Source organism: Rhodococcus sp. NPDC059969 (genome assembly GCF_042738325.1).
GTDB lineage: Bacteria > Actinomycetota > Actinomycetes > Mycobacteriales > Mycobacteriaceae > Rhodococcus_F.
Window position 1 is genome coordinate 118478 of sequence record NZ_JBHWUF010000005.1, and the last position, 23563, is coordinate 142040.

Annotated in this window: 21 protein-coding genes and 1 tRNA gene; 17 read left to right on the top strand and 5 right to left on the bottom strand. The window is 62.2% G+C overall.

Annotated features, from left to right (window positions below):
* Window position 1: 1 nt before the first annotated feature.
* The 17 genes from nuoF (at window position 2) to ACFWAD_RS16450 (ending at window position 19652) form a co-directional block, all read left to right on the top strand.
* Window positions 2-1321: an NADH-quinone oxidoreductase subunit NuoF gene (nuoF, locus tag ACFWAD_RS16370; RefSeq protein ID WP_378545543.1), complete on the top strand. Its 1320-nt coding sequence runs from the start codon at window positions 2-4 to the stop codon at window positions 1319-1321.
* Window positions 1318-3732 (top strand): NADH-quinone oxidoreductase subunit G, encoded by a 2415-nt coding sequence (locus tag ACFWAD_RS16375; protein WP_378545546.1) that lies wholly within the window; start codon window positions 1318-1320, stop codon window positions 3730-3732. Before nuoF ends, ACFWAD_RS16375 begins: the two co-directional genes overlap by 4 nt.
* Complete coding sequence (gene nuoH, locus ACFWAD_RS16380; RefSeq protein ID WP_378545549.1) at window positions 3729-5096, top strand: NADH-quinone oxidoreductase subunit NuoH; 1368 nt, start codon at window positions 3729-3731, stop codon at window positions 5094-5096. The genes ACFWAD_RS16375 and nuoH overlap by 4 nt, the downstream gene beginning before the upstream one ends.
* Entirely contained in the window at window positions 5089-5646 is a 558-nt protein-coding gene (gene nuoI / locus ACFWAD_RS16385; protein ID WP_378545552.1) for an NADH-quinone oxidoreductase subunit NuoI, read from the top strand. Before nuoH ends, nuoI begins: the two co-directional genes overlap by 8 nt.
* Entirely contained in the window at window positions 5643-6440 is a 798-nt protein-coding gene (locus ACFWAD_RS16390) for an NADH-quinone oxidoreductase subunit J (protein ID WP_378545555.1), read from the top strand. Before nuoI ends, ACFWAD_RS16390 begins: the two co-directional genes overlap by 4 nt.
* Entirely contained in the window at window positions 6437-6736 is a 300-nt protein-coding gene (gene nuoK, locus ACFWAD_RS16395; protein WP_003942238.1) for an NADH-quinone oxidoreductase subunit NuoK, read from the top strand. The genes ACFWAD_RS16390 and nuoK overlap by 4 nt, the downstream gene beginning before the upstream one ends.
* 1 nt (window position 6737) lies before the next feature.
* Complete coding sequence (gene nuoL, locus ACFWAD_RS16400; protein ID WP_378545558.1) at window positions 6738-8630, top strand: NADH-quinone oxidoreductase subunit L; 1893 nt, start codon at window positions 6738-6740, stop codon at window positions 8628-8630.
* Window positions 8624-10228: an NADH-quinone oxidoreductase subunit M gene (locus ACFWAD_RS16405; RefSeq protein WP_378545561.1), complete on the top strand. Its 1605-nt coding sequence runs from the start codon at window positions 8624-8626 to the stop codon at window positions 10226-10228. Before nuoL ends, ACFWAD_RS16405 begins: the two co-directional genes overlap by 7 nt.
* A complete protein-coding gene (gene nuoN / locus ACFWAD_RS16410; RefSeq protein WP_378545564.1) occupies window positions 10225-11820 on the top strand; it encodes an NADH-quinone oxidoreductase subunit NuoN in 1596 nt (531 codons plus the stop codon). Before ACFWAD_RS16405 ends, nuoN begins: the two co-directional genes overlap by 4 nt.
* 4 nt (window positions 11821-11824) lie before the next feature.
* Complete coding sequence (locus ACFWAD_RS16415) at window positions 11825-12508, top strand: lysoplasmalogenase family protein (RefSeq protein ID WP_378545567.1); 684 nt, start codon at window positions 11825-11827, stop codon at window positions 12506-12508.
* A 30-nt stretch (window positions 12509-12538) separates the two neighbouring features.
* On the top strand, window positions 12539-13123 hold the full coding sequence (locus ACFWAD_RS16420; protein ID WP_378545570.1) for an RNA polymerase sigma factor: 585 nt from the start codon (window positions 12539-12541) through the stop codon (window positions 13121-13123).
* Window positions 13120-13842, top strand: a complete 723-nt coding sequence (locus ACFWAD_RS16425) for a hypothetical protein (protein WP_378545573.1) — start codon at window positions 13120-13122, stop codon at window positions 13840-13842. Before ACFWAD_RS16420 ends, ACFWAD_RS16425 begins: the two co-directional genes overlap by 4 nt.
* Window positions 13843-13862: 20 nt before the next feature.
* On the top strand, window positions 13863-14489 hold the full coding sequence (locus tag ACFWAD_RS16430; protein WP_378545576.1) for a class I SAM-dependent methyltransferase: 627 nt from the start codon (window positions 13863-13865) through the stop codon (window positions 14487-14489).
* Window positions 14490-14591: 102 nt separating this feature from the next.
* Window positions 14592-14662, top strand: a tRNA-Cys gene (locus ACFWAD_RS16435).
* 120 nt (window positions 14663-14782) lie between these two features.
* Window positions 14783-15574, top strand: coding sequence for an ABC transporter ATP-binding protein (locus tag ACFWAD_RS16440; protein WP_378545579.1), 792 nt, complete (start codon window positions 14783-14785; stop codon window positions 15572-15574).
* Window positions 15571-17196, top strand: coding sequence for an ABC transporter permease (locus ACFWAD_RS16445; RefSeq protein ID WP_378545582.1), 1626 nt, complete (start codon window positions 15571-15573; stop codon window positions 17194-17196). Before ACFWAD_RS16440 ends, ACFWAD_RS16445 begins: the two co-directional genes overlap by 4 nt.
* Before the next feature lie 1007 nt (window positions 17197-18203).
* The gene (locus tag ACFWAD_RS16450) at window positions 18204-19652 is read left to right on the top strand and encodes an MFS transporter (protein ID WP_378545585.1); all 1449 of its coding nucleotides are present in this window, start codon (window positions 18204-18206) and stop codon (window positions 19650-19652) included.
* Here the strand turns inward: ACFWAD_RS16450 and ACFWAD_RS16455 are convergent.
* The 5 genes from ACFWAD_RS16455 to ACFWAD_RS16475 all read right to left on the bottom strand — a co-directional run bounded on the left by ACFWAD_RS16455 (window position 19601) and on the right by ACFWAD_RS16475 (window position 23548).
* Window positions 19601-20446 (bottom strand): siderophore-interacting protein, encoded by an 846-nt coding sequence (locus ACFWAD_RS16455; protein ID WP_378545588.1) that lies wholly within the window; start codon window positions 20444-20446, stop codon window positions 19601-19603. The genes ACFWAD_RS16450 and ACFWAD_RS16455 overlap by 52 nt on opposite strands.
* The gene (gene entS, locus ACFWAD_RS16460) at window positions 20443-21744 is read right to left on the bottom strand and encodes an enterobactin transporter EntS (RefSeq protein WP_378545591.1); all 1302 of its coding nucleotides are present in this window, start codon (window positions 21742-21744) and stop codon (window positions 20443-20445) included. The genes ACFWAD_RS16455 and entS overlap by 4 nt, the downstream gene beginning before the upstream one ends.
* Window positions 21741-22799, bottom strand: a complete 1059-nt coding sequence (locus ACFWAD_RS16465; protein ID WP_378545594.1) for a Fe2+-enterobactin ABC transporter substrate-binding protein — start codon at window positions 22797-22799, stop codon at window positions 21741-21743. The genes entS and ACFWAD_RS16465 overlap by 4 nt, the downstream gene beginning before the upstream one ends.
* Before the next feature lie 163 nt (window positions 22800-22962).
* Complete coding sequence (locus tag ACFWAD_RS16470) at window positions 22963-23415, bottom strand: flavodoxin family protein (RefSeq protein WP_378545597.1); 453 nt, start codon at window positions 23413-23415, stop codon at window positions 22963-22965.
* A gap of 10 nt (window positions 23416-23425) precedes the next feature.
* The gene (locus tag ACFWAD_RS16475; protein WP_378545600.1) at window positions 23426-23548 is read right to left on the bottom strand and encodes a hypothetical protein; all 123 of its coding nucleotides are present in this window, start codon (window positions 23546-23548) and stop codon (window positions 23426-23428) included.
* Between the last annotated feature and the right edge of the window lie 15 nt (window positions 23549-23563).

The following is a 23563-nucleotide window of genomic DNA, read 5'->3' on the forward strand; positions in this document are numbered from 1 at the left end:
CATGACACTCGCCCCCGTTCTGAGTCGTCACTGGGATCAACCGAACTCGTGGACCCTCGACAGCTACCTTCGTCACGACGGCTACCAGGCCCTACGCACAGCACTCGACGGCTCCCCCGATGCCGTGATCGAGACGGTCAAGGACGCGGGCCTTCGCGGGCGCGGTGGCGCCGGCTTCCCGACGGGCCTCAAGTGGAGCTTCATCCCGCAGGTCTCCGAAGACACGCCCGGAGACGGCAAACCTCATTACCTCGTCGTCAATGCCGACGAGTCCGAGCCTGGCACATGCAAGGACATGCCATTGATGATGGCGACTCCCCACACGTTGGTGGAGGGAGTGATCATCGCGGCGTACGCAATTCGAGCAGCCAAGGCGTTCATCTACGTCAGGGGCGAGGTAGTCCCTGTCCTGCGACGCCTACAGACTGCTGTGGCCGAGGCCTACGCGGCCGGATATCTCGGCCGAAACATCCTCGGTTCGGGATTCGATCTGGATCTCGTCGTTCACGCCGGAGCCGGCGCGTATATCTGTGGGGAGGAGACAGCCCTTCTCGATTCCCTGGAGGGGCGGCGCGGTCAGCCTCGCTTGCGGCCGCCGTTCCCCGCTGTCGCAGGCCTCTACGCCTGCCCGACCGTCGTCAACAACGTCGAGTCCATCGCAAGTGTTCCGTCGATCGTCCTCGGCGGTCCGGAGTGGTTCCGGTCGATGGGAAGTGAGAAGTCACCGGGATTCACGCTGTACTCGCTCTCGGGTCATGTCACCACGCCCGGCCAGTACGAGGCGCCGCTCGGCATCACCTTGCGAGAGCTTCTCGACTACGCAGGTGGCGTTCGGGCCGGCCACACCCTCAAGTTCTGGACTCCCGGCGGATCCTCGACACCGATCTTCACCGAGGAACACCTCGATGTCCCACTCGACTACGAGGGCGTCGGCGCCGCGGGATCGATGCTGGGCACCAAGGCACTGCAGATATTCGACGACACAACCTGCATCGTGCGCGCGGTGTTGCGATGGACCGAGTTCTACGCCCACGAATCCTGCGGTAAGTGCACGCCGTGCCGGGAAGGCACGTACTGGCTGGTGCAGATCCTGCGGCGACTCGAAGGCGGAACAGGAACCGAAGCCGATCTCACCAAACTTCTCGACATCTCCGACACGATCCTCGGAAAGTCCTTCTGCGCGTTAGGTGATGGAGCGACCAGCCCGATCATGTCCTCCCTGAATTACTTCCGCGAGGAATACGTCGCGCATTTCGACGGCAACGGATGCCCGTTCGATCCTCGCCGGTCCGTTCTCGCGACAGGAGCGTTCGTCTCATGACTGCAGCCGACGCTACCAAGGCCGATACGGCACCGCCTGCTGATCTGGTCACCCTCACTATCGACGGCCGAGAACTTCAGGTTCCCAAGGGCACGTTGATCATTCGCGCTGCAGAGATGATCGGCACCCAGATTCCGCGGTTCTGCGATCATCCCCTTCTGGATCCGGTCGGGGCGTGCCGCCAGTGCATCGTGGAGGTCGAAGGTCAACGCAAGCCGGTGGCGTCCTGCACGACACCGGTTGCGGACGGAATGGTCGTCACCACGCAACTCACGTCGCCGGTGGCGGAGAAGGCGCAACGGGGGGTGATGGAACTCCTGCTCATCAACCACCCGTTGGACTGCCCCGTGTGCGACAAGGGCGGCGAGTGCCCGCTCCAGAACCAGGCGATGTCGACCGGTCGCACGGAATCGCGGTTCGGTGAGGAGAAACGGACTTACCCCAAGCCCATCCCACTCTCGTCCGAGATCCTCCTCGACCGCGAGCGTTGCGTCCTCTGTGCCAGGTGCACAAGGTTTTCGGGCCAGATCGCCGGCGACCCGTTCATCGATCTCCTCGAGCGCGGTGCGCTTCAACAGGTCGGGATCTACGCCAACGAGCCTTTCGAGTCCTATTTCTCGGGCAACACCATTCAGGTTTGCCCAGTCGGTGCACTCACCAGCACGGCATACCGATTCCGGGCGCGACCGTTCGATCTGGTGTCCAGCCCCAGCGTGTGCGAGCACTGCGCCGACGGTTGTGCCCAGCGCACCGACCACCGTCGCGGCAAGGTTCTTCGCCGTCTCGCCGGGGACGACCCCGACGTCAACGAGGAGTGGTATTGCGACAAGGGACGTTTCGCTTTCACGTACACGACCCAAGGCGATCGGATCACCACCCCCCTCATCCGCAACGCTGACGGCGAATTGATTCCGGCGTCGTGGCCCATGGCACTCGACCTCGTTGCGCGAACCTTCGCGCAGGCCCACGGCGACGCGGGCGTACTCGTCGGTGGACGCTCGACTCGGGAGGACGCGTACGCCTACAGCAAGTTCGCGCGAGTTGCTCTCGCTACCAACAATATCGACTTCCGGATCCGCGCTCACTCAGCCGAAGAGACCAGCTTTCTCTCAGCTCACGTCGCGGGCCGCACGCTCGAAGAGTCGGTGACGTACCAAGATCTCGAATCAGCTCCGGCCGCGTTGCTGGTCGCTCTCGAGCCGGAGGAGGAGTCACCGATCATCTTCCTGCGGCTACGCAAAGCCGCTCGTTTCGGCAAGACAACAGTGCTCGCCAGCGCGCCGTTCGCCACGCGAGGCCTGCAGAAGATGGGGGGTGCTTTGCTTCGGACCGTTCCCGGAAGTGAAGCAGCTCTGATGGATTCGTTGGCAGGCCCTGGAAGTGCGGATGGTCAGCTCCTCCGACAACCCGGCGCAGTGATCCTGCTGGGCGAACGACTCAGTGAGGTGGCGGGCGGCTTCTCGGCGGCGGTACGTCTCGCCGAAGCGACGGGAGCTTGTTTGGCTTGGGTCCCACGCCGCGCTGGTGATCGCGGCGCCGTCGAGGCCGGCGCGTTGCCGGGATTGCTTCCCGGTGGACGCCCCATTGCCGACCCGGCGGCACGTCAAGAGGTGGAATCGATGTGGGGCGCCTCCGTCCCGGCATCCGACGGTCGCGATGTCTCCAGCCTCCTGGGTTCAGGGCGGTCGACCGCGGCGCTACTTGTCGGCGGCGTGGAGTTGGGTGATCTCCCGAACCCGGCAAAGGCACGAGCCGCGATCGAAGCCGCCGGGTTCGTGGTGAGTTTGGAGATCCGTCACAGCGAAATCACCGAACTCGCCGACGTCGTCTTCCCGGTGGCGCCGGTCGCCGAGAAGCCCGGAACCTTCCTCGATTGGGAAGGCCGCGAGCGCGTGTTCGACACCGCATTGAGAACGACAGGAGTCATGCCAGATCAGCGCGTCCTTCACGCGATCGCAGCCGAGATGGGTATCGACCTGGGCTTGCCCGACGCAGCTTCCGCGCGCGCAGAGATACGCCGCCTCGGGGTGTGGTCCGGATTGCGCCCCACTTCACCTCAGGTACCCGTAGGCACCGTGCCCACACCGGCGCCAGGCGAGGCGGTGTTGTCGAGTTGGCGGATGTTGCTCGACAACGGCCGTTTGCAGGACGGCGAGCCCAACCTGGCGGGTACTGCACGGTCCCCGCTCGTGCGTTTGTCGGCCGAGACCGCGGCCGAGATCGACGCCGTGAGCGGCGATCAGGTTGCCGTATCGACTGAATCCGGCGTCGTCACATTGCCGTTGGAGATCACCGAGCTACCGCCTCGAACAGTCTGGTTGCCGCTCAATTCACCGGGTAGCACCGTCTACGAAACGCTCTGCGCCTCCGTGGGGTCCGTGGTGAGGATCGCGAAGGTGACGGCGCAATGACTGGCTACGAGTACTTCGCGAACGCCGATACCGTCGCCGCTCCGGTCGACCTGTCGGCGTTCGGGCACGACCCGTGGTGGTTGGTGATCGGCAAGGCTCTCGCCATCTTCGTGTTCCTCGTACTCACTCCGCTGGTGGCGATCTACGCGGAACGAAAAGTCATGGCGCGTATGCAGATGCGTGTCGGACCGAACCGCGTCGGCCCCCGCGGAATGCTCCAAAGTCTCGCCGACGGAATCAAACTCGCCCTCAAGGAAGGCATCACTCCTACCGGAGCCGACAAACCGATTTACCTCCTCGCGCCCGTCATCGCAGTCGTGCCCGCGTTCATGGCTTTTGCCGTCATTCCGTTCGGTCCGCAGGTGTCGATCTTCGGAACCCTTTCACCCCTGCAACTGACCGATCTGCCGGTCGGAGTTCTCTACATCCTCGCCGTGACCTCGATCGGTGTGTACGGCATCGTGCTTGCCGGCTGGTCCTCGGGATCGACATATCCACTACTGGGCGCACTTCGATCGACCGCGCAGGTCATCTCCTACGAGGTAGCGATGGGACTGTCCTTCGCCGCAGTCTTCCTCTACGCCGGAACGATGTCCACGTCCGGAATCGTCAGTGCCCAACAAGGTGCCTGGTACGTCTTTCTCCTCCTGCCGTCTTTCCTGATCTACGTGACAGCGATGGTCGGCGAAACCAACAGAGCGCCCTTCGACCTTCCGGAGGCCGAGGGCGAACTGGTAGGTGGGTTCCACACCGAGTACTCCTCGCTCAAGTTCGCGATGTTCATGCTCGCCGAATACGTGAACATGGTGACGGTGTCCGCTCTGGCCACGACGCTGTTTCTGGGCGGGTGGCATGCACCATTCCCATTCAACCTGTGGGACGGAGCCAATTCCGGATGGTGGCCCGTGCTGTGGTTTGTCGCCAAGGTGTGGGGCTTCCTCTTCGTATTCATCTGGTTGCGCAGCACCCTTCCGAGGTTGCGCTACGACCAGTTCATGAATCTCGGCTGGAAGATTCTCATCCCCGCAGCCTTGGTGTGGGTGATGGTGATCGCGACTGTTCGCGCCTTCCGCAACGAGGGTTACAACACGTGGCTCGTACTGCTCTGCGTCGCACTGGTTCTCGGAGCTGCGCTGCTCATGGTGTTGGCCGGAACCTACCGGGGCCGTCGCCGAACCGCCGCGTTGGTGCCCGATTCGGGGACCCGGCCTTTCGATGCGATGTCGGGCGGCTTCCCGGTTCCACCCATACCTGGTCAAACGCTGTCTGGTCAAACGGTGCCGGACCGAAAACTACCGGGTCAGAACGTGCCACCGCCGCGGCGGACAGATGTTTCCGACACATCGGAGGACTCCCATGCCTGATTTCCTCGGACCTATCGCGGGTTTCGGAGTGACGCTCTCGACAATGTTCAAGAAGCCCGAGACAGAGTTCTATCCGGAGGAGAAGCGCCCCACCGCCCCCGGATATCACGGTCGCCACCAACTCAACCGGTATGCGGACGGACTCGAGAAGTGCATCGGGTGCGAGCTGTGTGCGTGGGCCTGCCCCGCCGACGCAATCTACGTCGAAGGCGCTGACAACACCGAAGAAGAACGGTTCTCCCCAGGTGAGCGTTACGGGCAGGTGTATCAGATCAACTACCTGCGGTGCATCGGCTGTGGCCTCTGCGTCGAGGCTTGCCCCACTCGGGCCCTCACGATGACCAACGAGTACGAGATGACCGACGACAACCGAGCCGGGTTGATCTACGAGAAGGACCGCCTCCTCGCACCATTGAAGCCCGACATGACCGCACCACCACACGCGCTGCGTCCCGGCACAACTCAGGACGACTACTACCGCGGCGACATCGCAGCAGCTGCCGAGCAAGCAGCACCCGAACCGGAGCCGAGCCAGGAGACCGAGAAATGATCGCGGCGGTCACGACCACGATCCTGGCGGAGGGAACGATGACTTCGACCTCCACCGGCGAAGCGGTGCAGTTCTGGATCCTCGGAACCTTGGCGGTGATCAGCGCTTTGGGTGTCGTGGCCGCTCCCAAAGCCGTCTATTCTGCACTCTTCCTTGCAACGACGATGATCATCCTGGCCGTGTTCTACATCGTGCAGGGTGCACTGTTCCTGGGCGTCGTCCAGATCGTCGTCTACACCGGCGCAGTGATGATGTTGTTCTTGTTCGTCTTGATGCTGGTGGGCGTGGATTCTTCGGATTCCTTGATCGAAACTCTACGGGGACAACGAGTCAGCGCGATCGTGATCGGCGTCGGATTCGGGCTGCTGCTCATCGGTGGCCTCGGTAATGCGTCGATCTCGGGCTTCACCGGCTTCACCGGACTCGAGCAGGGCAACATCGACGAACTCGCCGATCTCATTTTCATCCGCTACGTCTGGGCCTTCGAACTGACGGGCGCACTACTGATCACGGCGACACTCGGCGCCATGATGCTCGCGCATCGGGAGAAGACCGGAGCCACACTCAGCCAACGCGAACTCTCGCAGCAACGGTTCGCGTACCTGGGCAGCGATGAGAACAATCCCGAAAAAGGCTCGGCCACTCCACTCCCGAGCCCCGGTGTGTACGCACGACACAACGCGGTGGACATGCCGGCTTTGTTGCCGGACGGATCGTTCTCGACACTCTCCGTCAGCAGTGCGCTCACTCCACGATCCCCGGATCCGAGTACCGGTGAGGAGTCTGCGCGATGAATCCCGAGAACTACCTGTATCTGTCGGTCCTGTTGTTCACCATCGGGGCTGCGGGAGTCCTCCTGCGACGCAACGCCATCGTGGTGTTCATGTGCATCGAGCTGATGCTCAACGCCGCCAATCTGGCGTTCGTGACTTTCGCGCGTATGCACGGCAATCTCGACGGCCAGATTTTCGCCTTCTTCACGATGGTGGTCGCTGCAGCCGAAGTCGTCGTCGGCCTGGCAATCATCATGATCATCTTCCGATCTCGGCGTTCTGTATCCGTCGACGACGCAGACCTGCTGAAGTACTGACATGTCAGGAGGAATCACGTCCGCCATCTGGTTGCTCCCCGCCCTGCCGCTGTGCGGCGCCGCTGTTCTTTTGCTGGCCGGTCGCCGCACGAACGCGTGGGGTCACCTACTCGCCTGCGTCATGGCTCTCGCGTCGTTCGTCGTGGCAGTAGTATTTTTCATCGCGATGCTCGGCCGCGACACCGCCGACCGCACCGTTACCGAGCACCTGATCAGTTGGGTCCCGGTCGACAGTCTTCAAGTCGAGTTCGGACTACAGCTGGACCAACTGTCGATGTGTTTCGTCCTGCTCATCACGGGTGTGGGTTCGCTGATCCACATCTACTCCGTCGGCTACATGGCGCACGACCCCGAGCGTCGTAAGTTCTTCGCGTACCTCAATCTATTCCTGGCAGCGATGCTGCTCCTGGTGCTCGCCGACAATTTCCTCGGACTCTACGTCGGCTGGGAAGGCGTCGGTCTGGCGTCGTACCTGCTCATCGGATTCTGGCAGCACAAGCCATCGGCGGCGACCGCGGCGAAGAAAGCATTTGTCGTCAATCGTGTCGGCGACATCGGCTTGATGATCGCAATGATGTTGATGTTCAGCACATTCGGATCGCTCTCGTTCAGCAATGTCTTCGGCGACGCATCGGGTGCAAGCGAAGGTGTCCTGACAGCGATCGGTCTGATGCTCCTCCTCGCTGCGTGCGCGAAGTCGGCGCAGGTGCCGCTGCAGTCGTGGCTCGGCGACGCGATGGAGGGCCCCACCCCTGTATCGGCGCTGATCCACGCCGCCACGATGGTCACTGCCGGTGTGTACCTGATCGTGCGCTCGAATCCGATCTTCGATCTCGCACCCGACGCTCAGCACGTGGTTGTCATCGTCGGTGCAGTGACGCTCTTGTTCGGTGCGATCATCGGCTGCGCGAAAGACGACATCAAGAAAGCGCTCGCCGCATCGACCATGAGTCAGATCGGATACATGGTCCTGGCCGCGGGTCTCGGGCCGGCCGGGTATGCCTTCGCGATTTTGCACCTCATCACCCACGGATTCTTCAAGGCGGGTCTGTTCCTCGGCGCAGGTTCGGTGATGCACGCGATGAACGACGAAACCGACATGCGGCGCTACGGCGGACTCCGAGCGTTCATGCCACTGACTTTTGTCACCTTCGGACTCGGTTACCTTGCCATCATCGGTGTTCCGCCGTTCGCAGGGTTCTTCTCCAAGGACAAGATCATCGAAGTTGCGATCGGCGAGGGCGGCGTGAAGGGTGTCGTGCTGGGCCTTGTCACCCTGTTAGGCGCAGCGCTCACTGCCTTCTACATGAGCCGTGTGATGCTGATGACCTTCTTCGGGAAGGCCCGCTGGGAAGACCAGAAACCTCACGAATCTCCCGCGGTGATGACATCTCCGATGATCATCTTGGCGGTGGGGTCCGTCGGGGCCGGCATGCTCCTGACCATCGGGTCCAGCTTGCAGAACTGGCTCGAACCGGTAGTCGGCTCCCATCACGTCGAACCGCCCATACCAGCATGGTCCATCACCGCGCTGGCGCTGCTCGCAGTTGCCGCGGGCGTCGCGATTGCTTACCGCGAGTACGCCACCCGCGAGATTCCACTCGCGCCGCCGACTCCGGCCTCCCCGTTGACCGTTGCGGCTCGCCACGATCTCTACGGCGATGCCTTCAACGAGGCGGTGTTCATGAAGCCCGGTCGACAACTCACCAAGTCGTTGGAAGTGGTCGACACCAAGGGAATAGGCGGCGTGGTGGGCAGCTTTGCGGTGGTAGTCACCGGGTTGTCTGCGCTCACGCGGAAGCTACAGACCGGGTTTGTTCGCTCGTACGCGCTGGTGATGTTTGTCGGAGCAACACTCGTGGTCGCGACAATGATGGCGGTGACACTGTGGTGATCGAAGCGGCGGTGAGCGACTCTGTGACAAATGCCGGCTTCCCTGCGCTGACGGTGCTCTGGCTGCTTCCGCTCATCGGAGCGGGTGTAGTCCTCGCCCTACCGGCACGGTCGTACCAATTTGCCAAGTCTCTCGCGTTGACTGTGTCCGTGGCGGTCCTGGTGGTCGCCGCCGTTCTCGGAGTTGCGTTCGACCGCGGCGGCGAACAATTTCAGTTTGTCGAAAGCCACAGCTGGATACCGGCTTTCGGTACCAGCTACACACTTGGACTCGACGGGATCGCTCTCGTTCTGGTTCTTCTCACCGCCGTGCTGGTTCCATTACTTCTGATCGCGGGCTGGAATGACGTCCCGGCAGACCCGGCATCACCCAAGAGAATGCCGCACACCTACTTCGCCCTGATCCTTGTTGTCGAGTCCATGGTGATGATTTCGTTCAGCGCCTTGGACATTCTCTTGTTCTACATTTTCTTCGAGGCGATGCTGATACCGATGTATTTCCTCATCGGCGGGTTCGGTGGAGTGGGTAGATCTCGCGCCGCCGTGAAGTTTCTGCTCTACAACCTCCTCGGTGGCCTGGTCATGCTCGCTGCCGTCATCGGTCTGTACGTGGTCACCACTCGCGACGAGAGTCCCTTCACCAGCGGTACTTTCGACTTCCGGGCGATCGCCTCAGCGGCAAGCAGCGGTGAACTCGGCGTGGGCCCCGGGGTGCTCAACGCCTTGTTCCTCGGATTCATGTTCGCGTTCGCGGTGAAAGCACCTCTCTGGCCGTTGCACAGTTGGTTGCCCGACTCCGCGGTGGAGTCGACTCCGTCGACAGCGGTGTTGATGATGGCGGTCGTGGACAAGGTGGGCACCTTCGCGATGATTCGGTACTGCCTTCAACTGTTCCCGGAGTCGTCGTCGACTTTTGCACCGTGGATCATCACGCTCGCCGTGATCGGGATCGTCTACGGGGCGATACTGGCGATCGCGCAAACAGACGTGATGAGACTGATCGCCTACACGTCGATCTCACACTTCGGCTTCATCATTCTCGGAATCTTCGCGATGACCAGCCAGAGCCAGGCGGGTTCCGCGCTGTACATGGTCAATCACGGAGTCTCCACTGCGGCACTGTTCTTGATCGCGGGATTCCTCGTCTCACAGCGAGGTACTCGATCGATCGCAGCGTACGGCGGCGTCCAGAAAGTCGCACCCGTCCTGGCAGGCACATTCCTCGTTGCGGGGTTGGCAACGCTGTCGCTGCCGGGTCTGGCTCCGTTCATCAGTGAGTTCCTGGTGCTGATCGGAACGTACTCGCGCTACCACGTGGCCGCTATCGCAGCCACCGCCGCGCTCGTGCTGTCCGCGATCTACATCCTCTGGCTCTATCAGCGCATGATGGGCGGACCCGTGAAGGAAGGGCAGGGAACGATCCGCGACCTCGCTCGACGCGAACTCGTGGTGGTCGCCCCTCTGATCGCTCTCCTGCTGCTACTGGGCATCTACCCCAAGCCTGCCTTGGACGTCATCACTCCTGCAGTGAGTCACACAGCGGTCGACGAGGCGCCGACCCCGCTCGTCGCCGACCACGAAGGAGGTGCCCACAAATGAGTTCCTTCAACGACGTGACCGTCCTCGGCTCAGCCGGCACGGCGTCACCCAGTGTCGAATACAGCCTGCTCTCGCCGATGTTGATCGTGTTCGGTGTTGCGATTGTGGGCGTTCTCATCGAGGCATTTGCACCCCGGCGTTTTCGATACCCCGTGCAACTCGTCCTCGGTGTCGCAGGCTTGGCGGCCGCATTCGTGGCAGTGCTTCTGCTCGCCGGCACGCGGTCGACGGCGATGATGGGTTCTGTAGCGGTCGACGGTCCGACCCTTTTCCTGCAGGCCACGATCCTTCTCGTGTCGATCCCCGCAGTACTGCTGGTCGCCGAGCGAGGCTCGGGCAACACCGCCGAGGTGATCGCGCAACACGACGCGCTCGGCAGTTTCACCCCTCAAGCGTCGAGCGTCCCGGGAAGTGTTGCGGAACAAGAAGCGGTCAAAGTCGGTATCGCCCAGACCGAGGTCTTTCCGCTCACGCTCTTCGCGGTCGGCGGCATGCTCCTCTTTCCCGCTTCGAACGATCTACTGACGATGTTCGTTGCGCTCGAAGTTTTCTCACTGCCTCTGTATCTCCTGTGCGGTCTGGCACGTCGACGTCGTCTGCTCTCCCAGGAAGCTGCGCTCAAGTACTTTCTCCTCGGAGCATTTTCGTCGGCGTTCTTCGTTTTCGGAATCGCGTTGCTGTACGGCTATGCCGGGACGGTCACACTCTCCGGTATCGCCGACGCAGCACGCATCGGGTCGGGTACCGATGCCTTCCTGTGGCTCGGGACAGCACTCGTGGCCGTGGGATTGTTGTTCAAAGTCGGTGCGGTGCCGTTCCATTCGTGGATTCCCGACGTCTATCAAGGGGCGCCGACGCCGATCACCAGTTTCATGGCGACCGCGACCAAGATCGCCGCATTCGGTGCCATCCTTCGTGTCTTCTATGTGGCTCTGCCCAACGAATACGTGAACTGGCGTCCACTGATGTGGGCGGTCGCGATACTCACCATGGTTGTCGGATCGATCGTCGCTGTGACGCAGACCGACATGAAGCGGATGCTCGCGTATTCGGCCATCGCGCACACCGGATTCATTCTGACCGCTGTGGTTGCGGATTCGGACGCCGGCCTGGCCTCGGCGATGTTCTACCTTCTGGCTTACGGATTCAGCACAGTGGGCGCGTTCGCAGTCGTGAGTCTGGTTCGGGACGCAGACGGTGAGGTCGCGACGCTCTCGCGCTGGGCCGGATTGGGCCGGCGCTCACCGCTGGTCGGGGTTGTGTTTGCACTGTTCCTGTTGGCTTTCGCCGGGATCCCGTTGACCAGTGGGTTCATCGGAAAGTTCGCCGTGTTCAGCGCGGCCGCCGAGGGTGGTGCCGCACCTCTCGTGATCGTCGGCGTCCTGTGCAGCGCGATCGCCGCGTACTTCTACGTGCGAGTGATCGTGTTGATGTTCTTCACCGAATCGGCCGCAGACGCTCCGACCGTCGTGGTGCCGAGTGCACTGACCAGCAGTGTGATCGGCCTCGGCGCCGGTGTCACGCTCATCCTCGGCATACTCCCCCAGCCGGCGCTCGACCTCGCCGAGCGTGCAGCGGACTTCCTACACTGAGCCGATGCGTGAATCTGATTGGGACGCCGGACTGCCGAGCACCATCCGGTCGCCATGGTTCGTGGGGTTTTCAGCGGTAGCGATTGTCCATCTGATCCTCAATGCCGCTGATGCTGCGCCCTGGGACGGGATCACCAAGGTCATGCTCGCTCCGATTCTGGCTGCCTGGGTTGTCGCCCGCCGCGGACCTCGAATTGTGGCTGCGGCACTGATTGCCTGTGCTTTCGGAGATTTGTTCCTGATCTGGGAGAGCACGTTTGTCATCGGGATGGCAGCCTTCGCGATCGGTCACCTCTGCTTCATCCGATTCTTTCTCTCAAGCGGCGCTCTTCGGGAGATACGAAGGCGGCCATGGTTTCTGTGCGCTTACACCGTCGCTGGAATCGCTCTTGTGTCGTACACCTGGACCGGTCTCGAACCTGAACTTCGAATTGCTGTCCCCGTGTACGCCGCAATCCTGGTGGGAACTGCATCAACCGCACTGGCGTACAACACGATCACCGGTATCGGCGGCGCTCTCTTCCTCGTCTCCGACGCCCTCATCCTGCTCGGTCAGGCCAACAGGTGGCAGCCTGCCGCTGCGGGCATCTGGATCATGACGCTGTACATCCTCGCTCTGTTGCTTCTGACAGTCGGAGTTCTCGGCCGGAGTAATACGACAAACCGTCCATTAGCTCAGAGACTGTAAGGATCAGCAACCAGCTGGACATCTCTTCATATGACCCCGAAATCCGAGGAACAGCCGCCGCCGAGAGACGAAGAGCGGTTCAATGCCCTGTGGGACGCCTACGCCGATCGTGTGTTCGCGTACACCTACCGCCACGTCGATCATCACAGCGCGCAGGAAGTTGTCGCCGAGACATTCCTCGTAGCCTGGCGACGCTTGGACGAAGTGCCCGAGCAGGCACTGCCGTGGCTGTTGGTGGTGGCTCGAAACACCGTGAACAACAACCGTCGCAGCGTTCGGCGCCTTGACGCGCTCACCGAGAAGATGGGACGCATCGAGCAGATTGCGGCATCGACGCCGGGCGCCGACGTCACTGTCACCGAACGCACGGAACTGCTCGAAGCACTGGCAACACTCACCGTCACCGAACGTGAAGCCCTGCTCCTAACTGCCTGGGACGGATTGACCGCCACCGAAGCCGCGCGGGTCTCCGGGTGTTCGGTTCCGGCCATGCATGTTCGTCTCTTTCGCGCTCGGCGTCGATTGCGCGCCGGGTTGACTTCAGAATCCGTCTCCGTAATCCCGATGAACACCGCCCGACCTTGCGCTGCCGCTGAACACGGGAGTACCCCATGAGCAAAGATCTGCTGACCACGCTCGAGAAGCTGCGGCCGACCGATACGGTTTCCGCCGAATTCTGGCCCGCGAACGTCCAAACTGCCGCCCGCACCCGAATTATGGCTACCGAAAACAACATTGGGGCAACCAAAGCTCCGCGCCGCCGAGTCAGTGTCATCGTTCTCGTCGCAGCGATCTGCGCTGCGGGAGTGGCGGGCTGCACTGCTGCCACGGTGATGATGCCGAAACCGTTCACCGACATGTACTCGGGTTGGCAGACCATGCCGGGAACCAACGGCGGAATCGATCCGTCCACCGCCGAGCGGGTCGGGTCCATCCCCGGACCTGACGGATCTCTGTTCAGCGTCTTCGTTGCCCACGGCGCGGACGGATGGAGGTGCGTCGCCCCGGTTTTCGAGGCGTCAGCCGACGTCGACAAGGTTGGACCGTCGAAATTCATCAGCCTCGGACACGGCTGCAGATCTAGCGATGACTTTTACGGCGCAGATTCATTCGGAGGCGGAGCCGGCATCATGGTTGCCGGTCCGCACGAGGCAACCTACGACGCAGGGGCGGGAGGAGCCGTTCGGGCCGAACTCCACACCGCTGACGGCAAGATCTATCCGACTGTTCTTGCCGAAGACCGCTTCTACGGTTGGATTCCATTGACGCTCACCTTCCCGCGACCAACCCTCGTCGGATATGCCGCAGACGGGACGGTCGTCGGCACCAGGTGAGCTGTCGGTACCCTCGGAAGATGACTGCACAGGCCCCGAACGAGCGCACCCCCAGCCAGTGGGAAGAGATCACTGCAGCCGACTCGACGCATTCCACACGATATGTCGAGCGTTTCCGTTCCATGAGAGCGGACGGCAAGGACATTGTCGGGGAAGCACGTTTGATCGACGCGATGCTCGGACGCGGGGGTCGGGTTCTCGATGCAGGGTGCGGGCCGGGCCGACTCGGCGGTTACCTGCACGACGTCGGTCACGTGGTTGTCGGAGTCGATGTCGACCCGGTTCTCATCGCTGCCGCGGAGGAGGACCATTCCGGCCCGACGTGGCTTGTCGGCGATCTCGCCGAACTCGATCTGCCGGCCCGCGGTGTCGAGGCAGATTTCGACGTCATCGTGTCGGCAGGCAACGTGATGGCATTTCTCGCCCCGTCCACCAGGCAAGCAGTACTGGCGGGATTCGCTCGTCATCTCGCTCCGAGCGGCCGAGTGGTTATCGGATTCGGGGCCGGCCGTGGCTACGAGTTCCCCGAGTTTCTCGCCGACGCGGCCGCGAGTGGCCTCGAGGCTGATCTGCTGCTCTCCACGTGGGATCTGCGCCCGTTCAAGGACAATTCCGAATTCCTCGTCGCGGTGTTCTCGCGCTTCTAGCCCGGCAATTGCCTTCCGGCCTGCAACCCGTCACGCTGCGATCAACTCACCCTGATCGCAATCATGGCGATTGTTGTTCACTACGAACACAATTGGATCAATGCGGGTGTGGCCGAGAGGCAAGGCAGCGGTCTGCAAAACCGTCCACGCAGGTTCGACTCCTGCCATCCGCTCCCCTTGTGAACCAGCGCCTCATGACGCAACCAGCCCCCTACCAATGACATTCGATGCACGCAGCCTGCATCACTCCCTCCGTCTCCGCGCAGAGCACTCCGGACAGTTACCCTCGATCGATGCACCCTCTCCCCGAGACAGGACAGTTACCTCCCGGACCGATGGCTTTGCAGGTGGAACACCTCTGCATGGCGTTCGGCGCGAAAGTTGCTGTGAACGACCTTTCCCTCGCGGTGCCCTCAGGTTCGTTGTTCGGCCTGGTGGGGCCGAATGGAGCGGGAAAGACGACCACACTGTCGATGGCTGTCGGATTGCTCCGCCCGCACTACGGTCGCAGCCTGGTGTACGGCTACGACGTGTGGAACGACGCTGTGGCAGCGAAGAGTCTGCTCGGCGTTCTACCCGACGGTTTGGCCCTGCCCGCCCAGTTCACCGGTCACGAACTGCTCACCTATTTCGGACGCCTGCGCGGCATGCCAGAGGACGTCATCGCGTCGCGACGAGACGAATTGTTGGCCGCTCTCGACCTTGCCGATGCAGGTGGAACGGTCATCGCCGACTATTCAGCGGGCATGACGAAGAAGATCGGGTTGGCCTCGGCATTGTTGCACGGTCCTCGCCTGCTGGTCCTGGATGAGCCGTTCGAAGCTGTCGACCCCATTTCTTCGGCCGGAATTCGGAGCATTCTGCTCTCGTTCGTCCACTCGGGCGGCTCGGTCATTCTTTCCAGTCACGTTATGGCCCTTGTCGAACAACTGTGTACTCACATCGGAGTCATCGCAGACGGTCGTGTAGTGGCGTCAGGAACGGTCGACGAGGTGCGCGGCGACAACACACTAGACGAGGCATTCGTTCGCCTTGTCGGTAGCCGCAGTCCCAATCCGGACGGACTGTCCTGGATGCGCGCATGACCACCACCAGCTTTTCACCGACGCACCGGAACACGTCGGCCTCTGTGTGGCGCACGATCCTTCGAATGCGCGTGACCCTCTACAAACGCCAGTTCACCGGCGGAAGAGCTGTACTCAAAGTCATTGCAGCGCTGTTCGGGGTTCTGGGGGCAACGCTGCTGTGCCTGCGAGCGTCGGGAACGAGCGGCGATGCTCCCGAACTCGTCGGCGGCACAACCAGTCTCGCACTGTCCGCTATCGGCGTGATGTGGATCTTGATGCCGATCATGTCCGGTCTCTCGGACGACAATCTGCACCCACGACATTTCCAACTACTCCCCCTGGAACCTGCCCGACTCGCCAGAGCACTGTTCGCAACTTCGTTGATCGGCATGCCAGTGCCGATTACCGCGTTGGCTGCCGCAGCGATACCGATCTATGCAGCGACGCACCACTCTGCCGCACTGCCCCTGGCCATTGTCGCGTGGCCCGCAACGGTCCTGCTTATGGTCGGAACCTCACGTGTCGCGACGCTGACGATGTCGCAGCTCCTACGGAGCCGGCGCAGTCGCGAACTGGCACTGTTGGCCTTCAGCGCGTTCTTCGGCGGGCTGTATCTGCTGCAGTTTCCGCTGCAGAGTCGACTCGGCACGGTCGTGGACGGCGATGTCACGTGGCCGCTCACGGTCGCGCATTCGATACCGTTCGCGTGGGGAATCACCAGTGTCGACGCAGCAGCAGGTGGTGCCTGGCTCCTCGCCGCCGGAGCGCTACTCGCCCTGGTGCTGGTCGATCTCGCACTGCTGTGGTCATGGCAACGCCTGGTCGTTCGCTACTTCAACGGGAAGGTCGCAGAATCAGCGGGCGCCACCTCCGTACAATTGAAGAACGAGGGGCGTGACATTCGAACCGGTTGGCGCGCATCCCGACTGGGCACCGTGATCTCCCGCGAGCTTTCGCTCTGGCGCGGAGATATGCGCCGACGAACGCAACTGCTCTCCGTCGCCATCATGACGCTGCTTTCCGGCTTCGGGCCGCTGGTCTCGCCGTCGATTCCGTTCTCCGCCGCATGGGGTGCGTGGTTCGTGATCTACCTGGCGATGGCGGCGGGATCGAATCTGTACGGATTCGACGGCGCATCGATGTGGCATCTGGTGATGATCCCCGAAGCCGCTGCCGCTGACGTTCGGGGCCGACAAATCGCCTGGGTAATCGTGATGACACCCTTCGCGGTCGTCGCGACGACGGCCGTACGCGTCTTCGGAGACCTCGGGACAGACCGACTGGCCGTGCCGATCGCCGTCGGCATTTCGATGATCGGAGTCGGCGCAGGGCTGGCAGTAATGATATCCGCCAAGGCCCCCTACCCGGTTCCGGAGATGAAGAAGACGTTCTCCCTCAATACCCGCGGGTCCTTCAACGGCTCGTCCTTCGGACTGATCATCCTCGCCATCGTCATCTTCGCCGCGACAACGGCGCCCGGGGTGCTACTCGGAGCGCTGCTGCCGACCCCGGTGAACTATTGCGCCGTCCCTGTTGCTGTTGCGATTGGCGCCCTTGGTGCATGGGTCGGCGGCCGCGTCGCGATCACCCGCATGCAACGCGAACCGGATCGGATTCTGTTCGCGGTTACCACCACATGATCGACGCTTGAAAGACCGAGTGTCGGCGCAGTATTCCCAGCTACACCGAAGAACGCAGTGTGCATTCGGATCGTCAGGTAGCCAGGAGCGCAGGCAAGCCATTCTCGGTCCTCGCACGTCGCCGCCGGCGCTTTCGTGACATTGCTTCCGCTCGAGCGGAACCATTGTCGTTGAAACCTCGCACCACCAAGATGCTTGCATGCCCCCGGAGCACTATGGTTCCGTTCGTGTCGCAGAACGTCCCGGTCGATGCACGAACTGCACACATCCCGCCCCTTCGCTGGAGCGCGGATGGATCGAGCGCTGCCTCAGGCTCGCACCGCAGCCCGCTCGGTGCGCAGAAATACTGGTAATGGACCACTACACCGGAGCGATGGAATTCTGCCGGTGCCGACATCCGTTCCACGGATCCTGATCGCGGCCGAATCGTCGACGTCCGCTGTCGAGCCGAGTCCCTCGGCGCCCCGGCTCGACAGCGGATCTCACACCTGAATCAGCTCAGCGAGCTCAGCAGCGGCTCGAGAAGCTTGTAGAGCTCGAAGATGCCGATGATCGTCGAAATGGAACCCATGGTGATCCTCCGTAATTCGTGAACTTTCCGTGACGTCGCGTCACAGGCAGAAAGCTAACAAACCCGGCATTCAAACGGGGACCTTGGATGTGTCCGGCAGATGAACTCCCTGCTCGCAGAATCATTTTGGTGACCAGCGTCATGCTTGTCGAGAAATAGGCCCGATCGTCACATCACCTGACACTGGCCGACGGCGACGGCGAACTTCGCCCGTCGTGGTCTCGCGATACCTGGCGCCACTTCCGCCCCATTCGACTCTTGCTTTGTGCGCTGACTCCGACTACATTTCTCCACAATAACGATACGCGTAACGAAATAACAAGAGGCTCTACTGCACTGCCCGATACAACCAGTGCCACAACCCTTCCGGACTCTTGGTGGGGTGGCGCTTCGTCGCGTCCAGAAGCTCCTCACTCCCCGATCGAAAGAGAGCCCGATGACCACTGAGAGCAACTCCGGAAATCGGCAGCGACCGGTAGCAACAATTGCCAGCCTGACATTGCTGATCGCTGCGGTCGCCGCTCTCGAAAGCATCATCGTCCCCGCACTCCCCCTGGTACAGAGGGACTTCGGGGTGAGTGCCGACGTCGGGGCGTTGGCATCCGTCGCTCTGACGTTGAGCACCGTTCTCGTCACGCCGATGGCCGGCCGAATAGCCGACGTTTACGGCGCCCGTCCCACGTTGCTCGCGATCACGACCATCGTCGTCCTCGGCGGCAGTGTGTCCGCTCTCGCAACGATCTTCCCGCTATTTGTCCTCGGCCAGTTTCTCCAGGGATTTGGGCTCGGGTTGTTGCCCGTGAGCTTCGTGGTCCTGCGACGCACTCTGTCCTCGGAACAACTGAAAACTGCTACCGGATTGCTCGGTGCCGTCGTCGTCGCGGGCGGGGCTCTGGGAGTCGTGCTGGCGGGACCGGTAGCCGAAAACATCTCCCGCACAGCGATGTACGCAGTGCCGACCGCCTTCGTCCTCCTCGGCGCTCTTGCTTTTGCCGTGAGCACACCACGGGATCACAACTCGAACATCGGCGGCCGACTCGATTGGCCGGGAGCGGCCGGATTGGCCCTGGGGTTGCTGACGCTGACAGCATGGCTGGCGAGCGCGTCGAGCAACGGGTGGGGCGCACCGACGTCGATGCTGCTTGTTCTCGCTGCCGCTGCGGTGTTCTCGATCTGGGCCAGGTATCAGAGCCGGACACACGAGCCGATGGTCGACCTGACGATGATGCGGCATCGTTCGATGTGGAGCGCTGTGGTCGTCGGCGTGGTTTTCGGGTTCACCTACGGCGCAGTCGTCTATCTACTTCCGCAACAACTCGCCGTACCGGAGGAGAGCGGATTCGGCCGCGGCGCGTCGACCAGTGCCATCGGATTCCTGCTGTGCATCGGCTACGGCGCAGCGGTGATCGCCTCGGTGATCTCCGGAAAGTTGGCACAACGTGTGGGTACGAAAGCCGTTGCAGTAGCGGGAGTTGCCTTCCTCGGCCTCAGCGGCGCCGTCGGCGTCTTTGCAACGACAATGTGGCAGATCGTTGTGGTGCTGATCCTGGCGGGTACCGGCGTTGCCGCCGCGTCGACGGCAGTGTTCGTCATCTCCGCCGACAGCGCACCGGCAGACCGAGTCGGTGTCACCACGGCGATCATCACAATCGCCAGATCGTTGGGTTCCGCCGTCGGAACCCAGATTGCCGCCGGGATCATCGCGGGCGCGACATCGTCAGGCGGCCTTCCCCAGCACTCGGCATTCGCCACGGCTTTCGGAGTAGCGGCAATCGTTGCGATTGTCGGACTCGTTGTCGCGGTGACGATGCCGAAACCGGCGTCAACCGATGTTCAGTGGTCGTCGTCGTCCTCGTCGAAGTCCGCGACTCCGCGCTTCCAGTAGCCCGTGATCAGGTGGTCGCCCGAACTCAGGCCGAGTTCGTCGCGCACGAATCTGCGTATCGGCTTGAGACTGGTGGCCTCACCGGAGATCCAGGCGTAGACGCGTTTGCCCTCGGGGACGGTGACCGTCCGCACTGCCTGCTCGAGCAGATCCGAGTGACCGGCTGGGACGTCGCCGCGGTGCAGCCATCGCACCTCGACGCCTTCCGGAACGGTGAGTTCGATTTCCTGCGAAGGGTCGGTGATCTCGACGAACACCCACCCAGCTGCAGCAGCGGGCATCATCTCGAGCCAACGAGCAATGGCAGGAAGGGCGGTGATGTCGCCGGCGAGCAGGTAGCGGTCGTACGTCCACGGAACCACGACGCCGCCGGGCGGCCCGGCCACGTGCACCCGAGTGCCGATCGTTGCGGCCTGAGCCCAGTCAGAGGCGTACCCACCTTCGTGGAGCGCGAAATCGAGGTCCAACTCTCCTGCTTCGGCGTCGTAGCGACGGACGGTGTACTCACGCGAAATCGGCAGCGGACGAGGCCATTTCAGGCTGAATCCGTCTCGTTCGGGCAGTCGCAAAGTTCCGTCTGCATCCGGGTAGACCAGGCGGACATGCTCGTCGGGAGCGTGCGATTCGAAGCCCGCCAACTCCGGTCCACCCAAGGTCAGACGCAACAGTCCTGTCCCGACCATTTCGCTGCGAACAACTTCGAGTTCGCGAATACCGATTGGGTACGGCACTTTTGCGCCGGTGGTTCCCGCCAGAACTTCGGCGATGGTCGCGAGGTGGTCTCCTCGGTTCATGAACTACCTTCCTTTTCCGGCGGAGCATTCCCCACCGGCACAGTGTTTTCGGAGTGATCGACTTCGTTGATCTCCGAAGTTACCCGGCGCACCGAACCCAATGCTGCCAGGAGCAGCAGGCCCAATGTCAGACCGGCGAGACCCAAGGCCAGCAGCGCAGCGCCAGGCTCGAGCCACTGCCCGAGGAACCCGGCTGCCATCGAACCGATCGCCGTACCCGTGACGGCTTGCACCACCCACAGACTGGACACGCGTCCGCGCAATTCGTCCGGCGTGTTCTGTTGAAGGACTGCAAATCTCAGAATGTCGTTGAGTGCGCGGCCAAGGCCGAAGCCGGCCAGGCCCAGGAACGATACGATCGCTGCTCCCGACGCACCCAGTACCACCAGGCCGAGAGGCATCAGCGCAACAGAGATCAACATGGCGGCGCCGTTGTGGTGGACCCGTCCCGTCCAACCACTGGTAAGTGAACCGATCACAGCGCCGACAGCGGGTGCGCCGTAGAGCAGACCGAGCATGGTGGGTCCGCCGCCGAGAACCTGGTCGACGAATGCCGGCAGCAGCACCATCGGTCCGCTGACGAACATGACCAACAGTCCGCTGATCAGGATGCCGCGAATGACTGTGTGCGTGCCGGCGAATTTCACGCCGGTCACGAGAGCGCGCATCGGGCTTTCGTGACTCGTGCCCGGCGCAGGGGAAGGGCCGATGGCTTGGAACAACGTGACAGTTGCTGCGGTGGCCACCGCGGCAACAAAGTATGTCGCGGGGATGCCGCCGGAGGCGATGATCACGCCGGCGATTGCCGGCGAGATCATCGTCCCGATGTCGGTGGTCAGCGCTACCAACGCGCCGGCCGCAGCCATCTTGTTGCGCGGCAACAACATCGGCATCAAAGCCATCAAGGCCGAGCTGCTGACACCGCCGGCCAAGCCGTCGACAGCGGCCGCGACGTAGATGACCCACATCGACGGGTGCGGCATAAGCGCATTGCACCCGAGAATGACAAAGCCGAGACCCGCAGCACTGCGGGCCAACTGGATTGTGCGTCGCCGGTCGTAACGATCAGCGAGCACGCCGCCGAACAGGCTGCCGAAGAACATGGCGATGGCCATCGCCGTGGACACTCCGGCAACCTGCAAAGTCGACCCGGTGAGCTGGTACGTCTGCGCGGGGACGGCTACGACGAGCAGTCCGATCCCGAGCAGCGAGATCAATCGTGCGGAAAAGGCGTACCTGAAGGGACGGCTGGTGCGCAAGGGTGAAACATCGATCACCAGCCCACCGAATCGAGTCATGCGAAGGTCTGGCCGATCAGGTCGAGGGTAGCCATTGCGCCGTCGTAGTCAGGACGGTAGCTGCTGGCGGGGAGCTCGAACGTCGTGCCTGCCTTGAACGACGGCAACTGCGAGTAAAGCGGATCGGTGGCAAGCTCGGCCATCGGGCGACCGGATACCGGAATGACAAAGGCGACAGGCGCATCGGCGACCTGCGAGAGCAGTTCCGGGCTGACCTCGAACGAGTCACCCGAGCCGAAGAGCTGCGGGTTGCCGGCCTTGGCCATGACGTCGTCGGCCTTGAAACCGAGCTCGGCGAGCATCGCGGGCAGCGCGGCCGTCGGTGGCACGAGGTACGGCTTGTTGCTCGAGACCGAGAGGAAGTAGACGACGTTGCCCTCGGGAACCTTGATCTTGCCCTTGACCTCTTTGACCTTGTCCTCGTACGCGCTCATCAGTGCCGGAACCTGGTCGGAACGGCCAGCGGCGTCGGCGACGATCTCGAGCTGCTTGTCCCACGCGGCGACCGTCTTGGGGACCAGGACGGTGGGTGCGATAGCAGTGAGCTGATCGTAGAGTTCCTCGGACTGAACAGAGGTGATTCCCTGGCCACCGCCGATGATCAGGTCGGGTTCAGCTGCCGCGACGGCTTCGATGTTGAGCTGCTCGCCGGCAGGCAATTCCTTGGTGCCCTGCGCCTTTGCGGCATCCGACCATGCCGGCGGGAATCCGCCCTCGAAGTTGGTGACACCGAGGACGCGAGTATCCGTGGCCACTACCGGTGCGTCCAGGGCGTACAGGTATCCGGCGAGTCCGCCGCTCAGAACCACGATGCGCTCCGCCGACGCGGGCACGGTGACCGAACCCTTCTCGGTTTCGATCACGCGGGTCGTGGGCTCTGCAGCCTTGGTCGGTTCGTCGTTCGAATCGCTACTGCAACCGATCATCGCCACGAGAGCGACAATCAGCAACCCTGCGATGGCCACGAATCGTCGCCAACTCCGTATCGCCAACGGTGGCGTGGAGGTTGTCCTACTTTCTCCTGCACTCTTCTTTCGCACTGAGCCGTCTCCCATGTGGATTCTTCAGTTTGTGACGTGACCCGGCACACGAATACCGGGGCGTTCCACTAGAGGCTGCTGGGAGCAGCACTCACCGAATATGGGTAGCCTAAACTAAGAAGCTCGACGACCGGAAATTTCTCTTTCGAAATCCACCGGCGAAGAATCGCATAATCGATCAGATAGTCATGACAGCAGCGACCGTTGCCCCCAATTCATAGCATCGCTCTCGGACCGATCTGTCAACACTGCCAGCACTTTCGAGAATGTCGGCTACGCGATTCAAACCGAGTCCTTTCACGATCTTGTCCACGGAAGCGACCGCACCAGCGGTGTCGTTATTGCCGTGAACCCACAACCCGTACGGCCTGCCGTCTACCGCACCGAGGCATTGGTAGTAGGTGGTGTCGAAAAAATACTTCAAGGCGCCGGACATGTATCCGAAGTTCGCCGATGTTCCGAAGATATAGCCGTCTGCACCCAATACGTCGGGCACCGTTGCAGCCAATGCCGGAATCACCTTGACTTCAACACCCTCGATATCAGGATCGTGGGCACCGGCCACAACAGCATCGAGAAGTTCATGTGTTCCAGGCGAGGGTGAGTGGTGAACCACCAAGAGCGTCTTCACCAGTCCGACACTACGGCGATTCGACGCGAACGTGCCGCAAAACCGCGCCGTAGGTAGCGACGACCGTTGCCGTGAAGTAGCGGACAAATTCGAGTACACGAACGCGTCCGCCACCCACAATTTCTGTCCCCATCGACAGAAATCGTGG

Coding starts and splice junctions, on each gene's coding strand:
- nuoF (WP_378545543.1), top strand. CDS start 2: ATGACACTCGCCCCCGTTCTGAGTCGTCACTGGGATCAACCGAACTCG.
- ACFWAD_RS16375 (WP_378545546.1), top strand. CDS start 1,318: ATGACTGCAGCCGACGCTACCAAGGCCGATACGGCACCGCCTGCTGAT.
- nuoH (WP_378545549.1), top strand. CDS start 3,729: ATGACTGGCTACGAGTACTTCGCGAACGCCGATACCGTCGCCGCTCCG.
- nuoI (WP_378545552.1), top strand. CDS start 5,089: ATGCCTGATTTCCTCGGACCTATCGCGGGTTTCGGAGTGACGCTCTCG.
- ACFWAD_RS16390 (WP_378545555.1), top strand. CDS start 5,643: ATGATCGCGGCGGTCACGACCACGATCCTGGCGGAGGGAACGATGACT.
- nuoK (WP_003942238.1), top strand. CDS start 6,437: ATGAATCCCGAGAACTACCTGTATCTGTCGGTCCTGTTGTTCACCATC.
- nuoL (WP_378545558.1), top strand. CDS start 6,738: ATGTCAGGAGGAATCACGTCCGCCATCTGGTTGCTCCCCGCCCTGCCG.
- nuoN (WP_378545564.1), top strand. CDS start 10,225: ATGAGTTCCTTCAACGACGTGACCGTCCTCGGCTCAGCCGGCACGGCG.
- ACFWAD_RS16415 (WP_378545567.1), top strand. CDS start 11,825: ATGCGTGAATCTGATTGGGACGCCGGACTGCCGAGCACCATCCGGTCG.
- ACFWAD_RS16420 (WP_378545570.1), top strand. CDS start 12,539: ATGACCCCGAAATCCGAGGAACAGCCGCCGCCGAGAGACGAAGAGCGG.
- ACFWAD_RS16425 (WP_378545573.1), top strand. CDS start 13,120: ATGAGCAAAGATCTGCTGACCACGCTCGAGAAGCTGCGGCCGACCGAT.
- ACFWAD_RS16430 (WP_378545576.1), top strand. CDS start 13,863: ATGACTGCACAGGCCCCGAACGAGCGCACCCCCAGCCAGTGGGAAGAG.
- ACFWAD_RS16440 (WP_378545579.1), top strand. CDS start 14,783: ATGCACCCTCTCCCCGAGACAGGACAGTTACCTCCCGGACCGATGGCT.
- ACFWAD_RS16445 (WP_378545582.1), top strand. CDS start 15,571: ATGACCACCACCAGCTTTTCACCGACGCACCGGAACACGTCGGCCTCT.
- ACFWAD_RS16450 (WP_378545585.1), top strand. CDS start 18,204: ATGACCACTGAGAGCAACTCCGGAAATCGGCAGCGACCGGTAGCAACA.
- ACFWAD_RS16455 (WP_378545588.1), bottom strand. CDS start 20,446: ATGAACCGAGGAGACCACCTCGCGACCATCGCCGAAGTTCTGGCGGGA.
- entS (WP_378545591.1), bottom strand. CDS start 21,744: ATGACTCGATTCGGTGGGCTGGTGATCGATGTTTCACCCTTGCGCACC.
- ACFWAD_RS16465 (WP_378545594.1), bottom strand. CDS start 22,799: ATGGGAGACGGCTCAGTGCGAAAGAAGAGTGCAGGAGAAAGTAGGACA.
- ACFWAD_RS16475 (WP_378545600.1), bottom strand. CDS start 23,548: ATGGGGACAGAAATTGTGGGTGGCGGACGCGTTCGTGTACTCGAATTT.